This is a genomic window from Pseudomonas sp. ES1 (genome assembly GCF_050586605.1).
GTDB lineage: Bacteria > Pseudomonadota > Gammaproteobacteria > Pseudomonadales > Pseudomonadaceae > Aquipseudomonas > Aquipseudomonas sichuanensis.
Genome location: NZ_JBOBDM010000065.1, coordinates 18,649 through 31,278, shown reverse-complemented (window position 1 = coordinate 31,278; position 12,630 = coordinate 18,649). Strand labels below are relative to the sequence as shown.

Genomic DNA, 12,630 nt, shown 5'->3' with positions numbered 1-12,630 from the left:
GGCCCGCAACCCGCAGGGCGGCCAGCAGAACCGTCACGCCGTGACCGTCAATGCGCGCCTGGACCAGGAGGCCACCCGCCGCCTGCTGCAGGACGCCCCGGCGGCCTACCGCACCCAGGTCAACGACCTGCTGCTGACGGCGCTGGCCCGTGTGGTCTGCCGCTGGAGCCAGCACGCGGACACCTTGATCCAGCTCGAGGGCCATGGCCGCGAGGCGCTGGACGACAGCCTCGACCTGAGCCGCAGCGTCGGCTGGTTCACCAGCCTGTACCCGGTGCGCCTGACCCCGGCCGAGGGCCTGCGCGAGTCGATCCGTGGCATCAAGGAGCAACTGCGGGCGATCCCGGCCAAGGGCATCGGCTACGGCGCCCTGCGCTACCTCGGTGACGACGCGGCGCGGGCCAGCCTGGCGGGGCTGGCGCAGCCACGCATCACCTTCAACTACCTGGGCCAGTTCGACGCCAGCTTCGACGAAGGCGAGGCGTTGTTCAGCCCGGCTGACGAAAGCGCCGGCCAGGAACAGGACCTCGATGCACCGTTGGCCAACTGGCTGACCCTCAACGGCCAGGTGTACGGCGGTGAGCTGAGCGTCAATTGGACCTTCAGTGGCGAATGCTTCGACGAGGGCGAGATCCAGGCCCTGGCCGATGCCTACAGCGCCGAGCTGGTGCTGTTGGCCGATCACTGCCGCGGCCTGGCCGAGGCCAGTGCCACGCCGTCGGACTTCCCGCTGTGCCAGCTCGACCAGGCGACCCTCGACAGCCTGCCGCTGCCACTGGCGCAGGTGGAGGATATCTACCCGCTGTCGCCGACCCAGATGGGCATGCTGTTCCACTCCCTGGAGGCCGATGGCGCCGCGCTGTATATCAACCAGAGCAGTGTCGAGGTGCGTGGGCTCGATGCCATGCGCTTCATTGCCGCCTGGAACAGCGTGATCGCTCGCCACGAGATCCTGCGCACCGGTTTCTGGACTGCCAGCACGCTGCGCGAGCCGCTGCAGGTGGTGCTGCGCCAGGCCGCGTTGCCGGCCCAGGTGCTGGACTGGCGTGAGCGGCAGGTCAGCGAAGCCGACCTGCGTGCCCTGGCCAGCGCCGAGTGCGAGCAGGGCTTCGACCTGCTGCGCGCACCCTTGACGCGCCTGACCATGGTCCGTCTGGACGATCAGCGGCACCAGCTGATCTGGACCAGCCACCACATCCTGATGGACGGCTGGAGCAACTCGCGGCTGCTTGGCGAGGTGTTCCAGGCCTATGCCGGCCAGGCGCTGCCGGGCAAGCGTGGGCGCTACCGCGACTATATCGAGTGGCTGCAACAGCAGTCGCTGCCGGCCCAGCAGGCGTTCTGGCAGGACAAGCTGCGCACGCTCGAGGGCAGCACCGCGCTGGCCAGCAGCCTGCCGGCGCCTCAGGCGCCGCAGCCAGGCCACCAGGCGCTGTACCTGGACTGGTCGGCCAGCCGCACGGCGCAGCTGCGCGAACAGGCCCAGCGCCTGCGGGTAACGCCCAACACGCTGATCCAGGCCGCCTGGGTGCTGCTGTTGCAGCGCTACACCGGGCAGGACACGGTGTGCTTCGGCGCCACCGTGGCGGGTCGCCCGGCTAGCCTGGCGGGTGCCGACGAAATGCTCGGGTTGTTCATCAACACCTTGCCGATCGTGCAGGCACCGCAGCCGCAGCAAACCCTGGCCAGCTGGCTGGGCGAGCTGCAGGGCTACAACCTGGAAGTGCGCGAGCATGAGCACAGCGCACTGGCCGATATCCAGCGCTGGTCGGGGCAGGGCGGGCAGAGCCTGTTCGACAGCATCGTGGTGTTCGAAAACTACCCGGTGGACGAACGCCTCAAGGAAGCCGGCAGCGATGAGTTGCAGTTCGGCGAGGTGGCGGGCCGCGATGTCACCAACTATGCGATGGACCTGGCGGTAATGCTCGGCCAGACCCTGCGCATCGAGTTCCTGTACCGCACCGACCGCTTCAGCGAGCAGGCCTGCGCCAAGGTCCTGGGCAGCTTCGAGAGCTTGCTGCAGGGCATGCTGGATGCGCCGGACAGCAGCCTGGGCAGCCTGGGCATGCTCGACGCCGCCCAGCAGCAGATGCTCTGGGCCGAGAACCTGTTGCCGGCCGGCGAAGCCGCGGCGACGCCGCTGGTGCAGCGCATCGTCGCCCACGGCCTGGCACGGCCGGACGCCGAGGCGGTGGTGTGTGGCGCCGAACGCCTCACCTATGCCCAGTTGGAAAGCCGCGCCAACCGCCTGGCGCAGCACCTGTGCGGCCTGGGCATCGGCCCGGAAAGCCTGGTGGGTATTGCCCTGGAGCGCAGCGTTGAGGTGATCGTCGCGTTCTACGCGGTGATGAAGACCGGCGCCGCCTACGTGCCGCTGGACATCGACTACCCGCGTGAACGCCTGGAGTGGATCGTCGACGATTCGCAGATGACCGTGCTGATCACCCAGTCGGGACTGAGCGAACGCATGGCCGCCAGCGCGCCGTTGATCGAGCTGGACACCCTCGACCTGAGCGGCCAGCCCGACACCGCGCCGGCGCCGCGCGCGCTGGCCGAGCACCTGGCCTACCTGATCTACACCTCCGGCTCCACCGGCCTGCCCAAGGGCGTGGCCGTGGCCCAGGGCGCGATCGCCCTGCATTGCCAGGCAATCGGTGGCCTGTATCAGATGGACGCGCACACCCGTGAACTGCTGTTCATGTCGTTCGCCTTCGACGGTGCCCAGGAGCGCTGGTTGACCACCCTGTCCCATGGCGGCTGCCTGGTGCTGCGTGACAACCGGCTGTGGACGCCGGAGGAAACCTGGCAGGCCTTGCACCAGCAGCGTATCGACGTGGCCTGCTTCCCGCCGGCCTATCTGCAGCAGCTCGCCGAGTACTGCGAAGGCCGCGAGGCGCCGCCGGTCCGGGTGTACTGCTTTGGCGGCGACGCGGTGGCCGAGGCCAACTTCGAGCTGGTCAAGCGCACCCTCAAGCCGCGCACCCTGACCAACGGCTACGGCCCGACCGAAACCGTGGTCACGCCGTTGCTGTGGAAGGCCGACGCCAGCCAGCAGTGCGAGGCGGTGTATGCGCCGATCGGTCGTCGCGTTGGTGCGCGCACCCTGTATGTGCTGGACAACCAGCTCAACCCGGTGCCCGATGGCGTGGCCGGCGAGTTGTACATCGGTGGCGCTTGCCTGGCGCGCGGTTACCACCGCCGCCCGGGGCTCAGCGCCGAACGCTTCGTCGCCGACCCGTTCGGCCAGGGCGGGCGCCTGTACCGCAGTGGTGACCTGGTGCGGCGCCGCGCCGATGGCGTGGTGGATTACCTGGGCCGCCTGGACCATCAGGTCAAGGTGCGTGGCTTCCGCATCGAGCTGGGCGAGATCGAATCGCGCCTGCGCCGTGCCGTCGAGGTACGCGACGCGGTGGTGGTGGCGCGTGACAGCCAGGCCGGCAAGCAGCTGATCGGCTACGTCGCCGCCAGCGCCGACGCCGGCCTTGGCGAGCGCCTGCGCGGCGTGCTGGGGCAGGAGCTGCCGGACTACATGGTGCCGCTGCAGATCGTGGTGCTCGACCAGCTGCCGTTGAACCCCAACGGCAAGGTCGACCGCAAGGCGCTGCCTGACCCAGACTTCACCTCGGCCAGCCACGTCGCCCCGCGCAATGCCCTGGAGCAGGCGCTGGCGCAGATCTGGCAGGAGGTGCTGCAGCTGGAGCGGGTAGGGGTCACCGACAACTTCTTCGAAATCGGCGGCGACTCGCTGACCACTCTGAAAGTGCTGGGCAAGGTGCGCAGCGCCGACCTTGGCATCGAGCTGAAACTGCGCGACATGATGACCCGGCCGACCATCGCCGAGCTGTCCGGCTACAGCGAAGTTGCCGACGCCGAGCTCGACCCGCTGCTGGCACTCAACAGTGAGGTGGCTGCGGCCGCGCCGCTGTTCTGCCTGCACGCAGGCTTCGGCACGGTGTTCGACTACGAGCCGCTGGCGCGGCGCCTGGACGGCGAACGCCGGGTCTATGGCATGCAATGCCGCATGCTGCTGGACCGCGACTGGCAGGACACCTCGCTGCAGGCCATGGCCATCGACTACAGCCAGTACATCCGGCAGAAACAGGCCGACGGCCCGTACCACCTGCTGGGCTGGTCGCTGGGGGCGCCGCTGGCGCTGCTGGTGGCCGAGGAGCTGGAGCGCCAGGGGCAGACCGTGGCCTTCCTGGGCCTGGTCGACAGCTTCGTGCCGGGGGCCGATGCCGGCGCCGACGACAGCCTGGACGCCGACCTGCGGGCCTTCCTCGAGGTGGTCTTCGGTACGCCGCGGGATGACTTGCGCCTGCCGGTGCTGGAGGATGTCGAGCAACTGGCGCCGTTGCAGGCGGTGATCGCCGCGCTGCAGGGCAAGGGGCTGAACGGTTCGGCCTACGCGGGCTTCGCCGCCGACGAGCTGGCTCACACCTTCCGTGTCGCCATGCGTCTTAAGGGCTTGTCGCAGCAACTGGACAGTCTGCCGGCGACCCGGGCCCAGGGCCTGTGCTGGTGGGCCGCCGGGCAGAGCGCCGAGGTGCGTGGCGACTTCGTGCGGGCCATTGGCGCGCGCGAAGTGGATGGCCAGGTCGCGGCATCGCACTTCCAGATGCTTGGCAGCCAAACGTGCCTGGACAGCCTGGTCGCCGAACTGCGGCGGCTGGTGCTGGCCCGGGCGTGACGAGAATGAACATGAACAAGGGCTTACCCATGGCGTTGCACCCTGATCTGGCGGATTTTCTGGAACTGGCCGAGTTTGGCCGACTGAGTGGCAAGACCCGCCCGATGCACGAGCTGGGTGTCGAGCGGGCGCGGGAGGACTTCGAGCAGGCTTCGGCGGTGCTCGACCTGAGCCCGCCGGGGCAACTGCAGGTGGTGCCGCTGCGCATCACCGCCCGCGACGGCCACGGCCTGGATGCGCGGCTGTACCGCAGCGAATACGACGGTGGCGCGCTGCGCCCCGTCATCCTTTACCTGCACGGCGGCGGTTATGTGGTCGGCAGCCTCGATTCCCATGACTCGGTGTGCCGTCGGCTGGCCAACAGCGGCGATTTCGTGGTGTTGGCGTGTGACTATCGGCGGGCGCCGGAGCATGTCTTCCCCACGGCCCTGCACGATTGCCTGGACAGCGCCAACTGGCTGGCCGAGCACGCCGGGCAGTGGGGCGCGGATGCCGGGCGGGCGGTGTTCGCCGGCGATAGCGTCGGCGCCACCCTGGCCACGGTGATGGCGCTGATCGCCCAGCGCCAGCCGGCTGACATCGCCTTGCGCCCGCGGGCGCAGGCGTTGTTCTATCCGGTGGCCGATGCCGCGTGCCAGCGGCCGTCCCACAGCCGTTACGCGCAAGGGTACCTGCTGGAGAGCGCCACCCTGGAATGGTTCTACGCGCAGTACTGCGTGGCGCCGGAGCAGCGCCTGGACTGGCGCGTGTCGCCATTGCGCATCGAGGCGCTGGCGGCCCAGGTGCCGACCTGGCTGGCGGTGGCCGGGTATGACCCGTTGCGTGACGAGGGAGTGGCCTATGCCGAGTTGTTGCGCGGGGCCGGTACCGAGCTTGCGTACAGCCTGGAGGAGGGGCTGACCCACGACTTCCTGCGCATGTCGGGGATGGTTGATCGGGTGGGGCAGATTTACCAGGAGGTCAATGCCTGGATGCTGCGTCAGGTGGGGTGAGCGTGAGGGCCGTCAGGTGCCTGGCGGTGTTTTTGTAGCGCCTGTGAGATCGAGCGCCGCCCGCGCGGCGCATCGCTGGCAAGCCAGCTCCCACATTTGTTTCGGGCCAGTCACTCCTGTGAAGGTACCGCTGCACGCCTTGGTGCATGTCTGAAGTCAGGCGCAGGGCCTTCAGCGCCCACTTCGAAATCGAGTCGGCCCAACAAGGCGTACAGCGATGAAACAACAGGAGTAATTGGCCCGAAACAAATGTGGGAGCTGGCTTGCCAGCGATGCGCCGCGCGGGCGGCGCTCGATCTTGAGAGCGCTGCATATCTATCGCCCTGCACCTGCCCAATCGAAAACCATAAAAAAAGGCGGGAGAGCCGCAAGCTCCCCCGCCTTTCTTGTTCACCCGCGTATCAGAACTTGCTGCGAATGGTCAGCATGAAGTTGCGTGGATCGCCGTAGAAGTTGTTGTAGTCGGTGGTACCGATGGTGGCGTAGTACTTCTTGTCGAAGATGTTGTTGGCGTTGATCGTTGCCGACCAGTGCTCGTCGATCTTGTAGTCGAGCGCGGCACTCCAGATGGTGTAGCCGGACTCGTCGAACTTGTAGGCCTCACCATTGACGAAGCCGTTCTTCGACGTGCCGCTCTGCGAGGTGGCGCCCATGCCGACCTTCCAGTCCTGCAGCTCACCCGGCAGCTGGTAGGTGCCCCACACCTTGAGCAGGTGCTTGGGGGTGATGCCGACATAGGAGTCGCGTGCTTCGCCTGCGCCCTCCTCGGTGGAGTGGTTGTAGGTGTAGCCGGCCATCAGCTGCAGACCGCGTGCCACCTCGCCACTGATTTCGGCGTCGAAGCCTTCGCTGGTCACCTGGCCCCGGCTGAAGTAGCAGCAGGTGTCGATCGCAGCGCCAGGGATTGGCGATGCATCGGCATCATAGGCGGCGGCGTTCTTCTGCTCGATCCGGTAGATCGCCAGGCTGGTGTTCATCCGACCGTCGTACAGCTGGCCCTTGAGGCCCAGCTCGTAGTTCTTCGAGGTGGTCGGCTCCAGTTGCTTGCCATCGACGTCGGTGGCGAAGCTCTGCGGGGTGAAGGTCTCGGCGTAGCTGGTGTAGGCGGTCCACTCGTCGCTGAGGTCGTAGGTGATGCCCGCATACGGGGTGAACACGCCGGTCTCGCGGGAGGTCTCGCCATTGCTCTCGGTGGCGGTCTGGTAGAACTTCTGGCGGTTCTGCGAGCTGTAGTTGGCGACGCGGCCACCGATGATGAACTTCAGGTCCTCGGTGAGGGCCAGGCGGGTCATGCCATAGGCGGAGCGACGGATCTCAGGCACGTCCTGGCGCTTGTTGAGGAAACTGTCAGGGCGCTGCGGCGGCGTCTGGCCGGTCCAGTCGGCCGGCAGGCCGTTCGCCAGGCCAATGCGCTGGGTGACCGAGCCTACGCTGTGGGTGTAGTCGACGCCGAGCAGCACGTCGTGATGCAGGTCGAACGCTTCGAAACCGCCTTTGAGGTAGGTGTTGAAGGTCTTGCGCACACTGCCGCCAGTGTTGGGGAAGGTGTTCCAGGTCGGGCCGAGGCCGGTTTCCTGGTCCACGCCACCGAACGAGTAGAGGCCCTTGGAGTTGCGGTTGATATCGACCAGGCTGACATCGGTGACCAGCGTCCAGTCCGGGTTGAAGTTGTGCTCCAGCTTGCTGTACAGCTGGGTGGTCTTCTCCCGGGTGGTGTTCCAGTTCGCGGTGAGCGCGGTGTGGCGCGGCAGCTTCAGGTCGTCGCCGTTGGTGTAGCGGGGCAGGCCACCGAAGGCGGGCACGCCGTCCATGTCCTGGTAGCTGCCACCCACGGTCAGGGTGGTGTCGGGGCTGAGGTCGAACTCCAGGGAGCCGTAGGTCAGCTGGTTTTCCGACTTGCCGTAGTCGTAGAACGCCTTGCTGTCCTGATAGGCCACGCCCAGGCGGCCGCGGATGCTGCCGTTGTCGACCAGCGGGCCGGTCACGTCGAGCTCGGTGCGGTAGTTGTCCCAGCTGCCGGCGGAGGCGGCGAAGGTCAGCTGGTTCTCGCGCAGGGCACGCTTGCGCACCAGGTTGATGGTGCCGCCCGGGTCACCGGAGCTGGAGTACAGGCCATCGATGCCGCGCAGGAATTCGACGTGGTCGTACTGCGCCATGTCCAGCTGGCTGAGCGAGCCGAAGCCGGCGATCGAGGTGGTGAGGGGCGCGCCGCCGTCAATGGTGGTATTGGAGACGGCGAAGCCACGGGAGAAAAAATTGCTCTCACCGCCCATGGCCGCCTGGGAGATACCGGCTTTCTGCACGGTAACCCCGGTCATCTTGCCCATCACGTCGGTGAGGTTGTTCAGGTTGCGGTCTTCGATCTCCTTGCGGGTGATGACCGAAACCGAGTGCGGCACTTCCTTGATCGAGCTGGCGACCTTGCTGCCGACCGCCGTCACGTTGGTGGTGTAGGAATTGCTGTTCTCGGTGGACTGGGTGAACGCCATGGCATTCACCGCAGTCGTGTCCAGGTTGATGGCGCCGTCGTTGGTCGGGGCGCCGATCAGGGTGACGGTGTTGCCGTCGATCTGGTAGCGCACATCGGTGCCGCGGATCAGTTGCTTGAGCGCCTCCCCAGGCTCCAGATGCCCCTTGACCGGCGTCGAGCGCTGATTGCCGATGGCATCTGGCGAGTACAGGATCTGCAAATTGGTCTGCGTGCCCAGGGCACGCAGGGCGCTGTCCAGGGATTGCGCGGGAATGTCGACATCGACCGGCGCAGCACTGGCCTGGGCGATGTAACCCATGACCAGGGCTGCGGACAAGGTCAGCAGTGGACGGCGTTGGCGAAGCGTTCTGCGCTGTTGTGTGGCGTTGGGCATGGGTCCCTTTCCGTACATTAGAGGGATTTTTAATGAGAACTATTACGATTCATATGACGCGCGCGGGCGCAAAAACCGGAAAAGATCGGCGCAAATAAATTTCACGCCAAGGCGCGATCGGCGATGACTCGGCCTGCCTCCATGCGCACCAGTTGGTCGGCAATGTCGAAGTAACGATCGTCGTGGGAGATCACGATGATGGTCTTGCCCATGCGCTTGAGGTCCGGCAGCAGCTCGGTGTAGAAGATCCGCCGGAAGGTCGGGTCCTGGTCGGCGGCCCACTCGTCGAACACCAGCACTGGGCGTTTCTCCAGCCAGGCATTGACCAGCGCCAGGCGCTTGCGCTGCCCGGTGGACAGGTCGGTGGTGGTGAAGCTGCCGTCCTTGATGCTGACCTTGTGGGCGATCTCCAGGCGCTCCAGGTACTGGTTGGCATCCTCGGGGATGGCCTGGTCGCCCTGGATCACGTCGTCGAACAGGTAGTAGTCGGCGAAGATCGTGGTGAACAGCTGGCGGTACTGGTCGCGGTCGCTGGCCTCGATGACCTTGTCGTCGAGGGCGATGTGCCCGTGCTGCGGTGCGTACAGGCCCAGCAGCAGCTTGATCAGGGTGGTCTTGCCACAGCCGTTCTCGCCGACGATGAAGGTGATCTCGCCTTGCTCGATGCGCAGGTTGACCGGCCCCAGGCGGAACGGTGCGGCGTCGCCCACTGGCGGGAAGGCGTAGCTCACGTCGACCAGTTCCAGGCTGCGTACGCTGGGCGCGGCGGCAGGGGCGTCGGTGAGCAGCAGGTGCGGCTCGGGCGAGGAGAACTGTTCGGACAGCTCGGCGATACGCTGGAAGGCGATACCGGCACGGCTGATGATCGGCAGGGTGCCGATCAGGTGCTCCAGCGGGCCTTTCATGTACAACAGCACCAGCACGAAGCCGCTGATCACCGCCTTGTCCTGGCCGGGCCAGGACGACTGCATGACCAGGGCGACGCCGATGACCACGAAGAACAGCATCGAACCGAAGGTCTTGGCCACCACGAAGGTGTTGATGGCGCGGATCTGGGTCTTGCAGATGAAGTCGGCGGTGGCCTGGATGCCGTGCACGAACATGCGGTGGCGGCGTGGGCGGTGGATGCGCAGTTCCTTGGCGCCGCCGGCCACGGCGTTGTACTGGCGCTGCAGGTCGTCTTCGGCGGCGCGTGCGGCGAGGAAGCCCTGCATGCCCACCGATTGCGCCATGTACTGGGCGGTGGCGCCCACGGCGATGGCGGCCAGCATCAGCAGGAACATCGGCCACGACAGCATGGCCAGGTAGCCCAGGCAGCCGAGGGTGACGGTCAGCGAGATCGCCAGTGGCGCGAAGGCGAAGGCGAAGTCGCTGATGGTGTCCACGTCATGGGTCAGCACCGGGATCAGGCGGTGGCTGCGAAAACGCTCGATCTGCTCGATCGGCGCGGCCAGCACCTTCTCACCCAGCTCCTTGCGCAGCCGGGCAATGATGTGTTGCCCGACGTGGTTGGTGCCGATGTCCGAGAGGATGGTGGTCACCAGCGCCACAACGCACAGGCCGGCGAAGCCGAGCAGCAGGCTGTTGCTGATGTCGCCTTCGGCGTGCAGGCCGTTGTTGATGGTGGCCAGCAGCGCGGTGACGCTGAGGCCACCGAGCATGCCGAGGACGATGGACAGGGTGACGACCGGCCAGAACGGCCTGAGCAGGGCCAGCAGCTCACGCAAGGCCCCGCGGTTTGTAGTGCTCATCGAAAGCTTCCTGTGTTCAGGCGCTGGTCGCGCGCAGCGCGGCGGGGGCGTTGCTGGCCTGCGAGCCGAGGTGCTGGTACAGCGACTGGCCGATTTCCTGGGCGCGTGCCGGGAGCACCGACAACAGTGTGTCGCTCAGGCCGTGGGAGGCTTCGCAGAAGCCTTGCAGGTAAACGCTGGCGCCGAATTCGGGGCTGGCCAGGGCGCGGTAGTTGCGGTCGACCTCGAAGTCCTTCAGGTGCTGCTGCAGCGGCGCCAGCAGGTCGCGGTGCGAGCGGCGCTCGTAGCCGGTGGCGAGGATCACCGCGTCGTAGCGGTGGGTCTGGCGTACGTCGGTGGCCAGGTCGCGCAGGGTCAGTTCGATGCCGTCGGCGGTGCTGACCACCTCTTCGATGTTGCGGCGGCAGAGCACGCCGTGACGGTACTGGTGGGCGACCTTCTGGCGGTAGAGGATGCCGTAGATGCGCTCGATCAGGTCGACGTCGACCACCGAATAGTTGGTGTTGTGGTACTCGTTGACCAGCTTGGCGCGCTCGGCGTGGGGCTGGTTGAACACCAGGTCGGTGTACTCGGGGGCGAAGATCTCGTTGACGAACGGGCTGTCGTCGGCAGGCTTGAGGGCCGAGGCGCGCAGGATCATGTCGACCTTGACCGACGGGTAGCTGTCGTTGAGGTCGATGAAGGCTTCGGCGGCGCTCTGGCCGGAGCCGACCACGGCGATGCGCATCGGCTTGCCCTGGTTGCACGGCAGTTGTTGCAGGGCGCTCAGGTACTGGGAGTGGTGGAACACCCGTGCATCGTCCTTGAAGGCGCGGAAGGCCTCGGGGATCTTCGGCGTGCCGCCGCTGCCGACCACCACCGAGCGGGCGCGGCGCTGGTATTCGCGGCCTTGCTGGTCGCGGGAGACCAGGCGCAGGTGGTCGACCTTGCCGCCCTGCAGTTCCGGCTCGATGCGCAGCACTTCTTCACCGTATACGGCCTGGGTGGCGAAGTGCTCGGCGGCCCAGCGCAGGTAGTCGTTGTACTCCAGGCGGCAGGGGTAGAAGGTGCCCAGGTTGATGAAGTCGGCCAGGCGCTGCTTCTGGTGCAGGTAGTTGACGAAGCTGTAGGGGCTGGTGGGGTTGCGCAGCGAGACCAGGTCCTTGAGGAAGGAGATCTGCAGTTCGCTCTGGGTGGCCAGGGTGTTGCCGTGCCAGCGGTAGTCGCTCTGCTTGTCGATGAACAGGGCGTCGAGGGCGTGGCCGTTGGTCTCTGCGAGCTCTTCCAGGGCGATGGCCAGGGCCAGGTTGGAAGGGCCGAAGCCGACGCCGATAAGGTCGTGGATGTGTTCGGAGGAGTTGGTCTGGCTCATGGTTGCGGTTCCTTGGATGGTCGAGAGGGGGCGCCTGCAAATGGCGCCCCGTGTCCTGCGCAAGTACACCGATAGGAACGAGCCGGGGAGGGGAGAATTTACCGCCGTCGGGCGTCTCAGAGCTCCCTGGCGAGGCGCACGCCGATCCAGTCGCCGCGGTTGTCGGGCTCGGCGTTGTTGCGGTTGCCCGAGCGCGAGAAGATCGGCGCTTCGCCCCAGTCGTTGCCGCGGATGCTGACCAGTTCGCAGCTCGCCTCTTGCCATGCGCTGCCATCGGCCGGTGCGCCCTTGTAGTCGTCGTGGTAGCAGTCGGCGACCCATTCGTAGACGTTGCCGTGCATGTCGTACACGCCGAAGGCGTTGGGCGGGAAGCTGCCCACTGGCGCTGTGAAGCTGAAGCCGTCCTTGGGGCCGTAGACGTTGGCGTTCTTGCTGATTTCGAAGTTGGCGTCCGCTTCGAACGGGAACATCCCGGTGCTGCCAGCGCGGGCGGCATATTCGCGTTGGGCTTCGCTGACCAGGCTGTAGCGCTGGCCGGTCTTCTTCGACAGCCACGCCGCGTATCGCCCGGCGTCGTGGTAGCTCATGCACACCGCTGGCTGGCGCGGGCCCTGTTTGTAGCTGGGCTTGCTGTTGCTGCAGTGGCGGCCGGGGCGCTCGTCGCCGTCGGCAATGACCACGCCGGCCTCTTTCTGGTAGGCCGCCCATTCCTCGGCGGTGACCTGGAAGCGGCTGATGGCGAACGGCTTGGCGAAGGTCACCGGGTGCTGTGGGCCTTCGTCGTCCTGGCGGCCCATCTCGTCGGCCGGGGTGCCCATGGTGAAGGTGCCGGCGGGCAGCACGACCATTTCCGGGCAGGCTTTTTTGCAGTCACGGAACACCGTGCCGGGTGTGTCGGCGGGTTTGGCGGCCAGGGCCGGCAGGCTGCAGGCGGCCAGCACGGCGGCGAGGGTCAGGCGATGCAGGGAAGCGCTCATGGATA

General features: G+C 66.7%; 6 protein-coding genes. 2 read left to right on the top strand and 4 right to left on the bottom strand.

What is annotated here, in order from left to right:
- Together ACQ4N9_RS22520 and ACQ4N9_RS22515 are read left to right on the top strand one after the other, a co-directional pair.
- Positions 1–4,690 (top strand): amino acid adenylation domain-containing protein (locus tag ACQ4N9_RS22520; protein ID WP_430933759.1); only part of this gene is annotated, 4,690 nt, incomplete at its 5' end.
- Positions 4,691–4,719: 29 nt separating this feature from the next.
- On the top strand, positions 4,720–5,682 hold the full coding sequence (locus tag ACQ4N9_RS22515) for an alpha/beta hydrolase (RefSeq protein WP_390969975.1): 963 nt from the start codon (positions 4,720–4,722) through the stop codon (positions 5,680–5,682).
- A gap of 401 nt (positions 5,683–6,083) precedes the next feature.
- Here ACQ4N9_RS22515 and ACQ4N9_RS22510 read toward each other — a convergent pair whose 3' ends face one another.
- The 4 genes from ACQ4N9_RS22510 to ACQ4N9_RS22495 form a co-directional block, all read right to left on the bottom strand.
- Positions 6,084–8,546: a TonB-dependent siderophore receptor gene (locus tag ACQ4N9_RS22510; protein WP_390969817.1), complete on the bottom strand. Its 2,463-nt coding sequence runs from the start codon at positions 8,544–8,546 to the stop codon at positions 6,084–6,086.
- A gap of 101 nt (positions 8,547–8,647) precedes the next feature.
- Positions 8,648–10,297, bottom strand: a complete 1,650-nt coding sequence (locus ACQ4N9_RS22505) for a cyclic peptide export ABC transporter (protein WP_390969819.1) — start codon at positions 10,295–10,297, stop codon at positions 8,648–8,650.
- 16 nt (positions 10,298–10,313) lie between these two features.
- Positions 10,314–11,648: a lysine N(6)-hydroxylase/L-ornithine N(5)-oxygenase family protein gene (locus ACQ4N9_RS22500; protein ID WP_390969821.1), complete on the bottom strand. Its 1,335-nt coding sequence runs from the start codon at positions 11,646–11,648 to the stop codon at positions 10,314–10,316.
- Between the two features lie 116 nt (positions 11,649–11,764).
- Complete coding sequence (locus ACQ4N9_RS22495; protein WP_390969823.1) at positions 11,765–12,625, bottom strand: formylglycine-generating enzyme family protein; 861 nt, start codon at positions 12,623–12,625, stop codon at positions 11,765–11,767.
- Positions 12,626–12,630 lie beyond the last annotated feature (5 nt).

Bases quoted from the DNA above. Each gene is read 5' to 3' on its own strand.
- ACQ4N9_RS22495 (WP_390969823.1), bottom strand. From the start codon at position 12,625: ATGAGCGCTTCCCTGCATCGCCTGACCCTCGCCGCCGTGCTGGCCGCC.
- ACQ4N9_RS22515 (WP_390969975.1), top strand. From the start codon at position 4,720: ATGGCGTTGCACCCTGATCTGGCGGATTTTCTGGAACTGGCCGAGTTT.
- ACQ4N9_RS22510 (WP_390969817.1), bottom strand. From the start codon at position 8,546: ATGCCCAACGCCACACAACAGCGCAGAACGCTTCGCCAACGCCGTCCA.
- ACQ4N9_RS22500 (WP_390969821.1), bottom strand. From the start codon at position 11,648: ATGAGCCAGACCAACTCCTCCGAACACATCCACGACCTTATCGGCGTC.
- ACQ4N9_RS22505 (WP_390969819.1), bottom strand. From the start codon at position 10,297: ATGAGCACTACAAACCGCGGGGCCTTGCGTGAGCTGCTGGCCCTGCTC.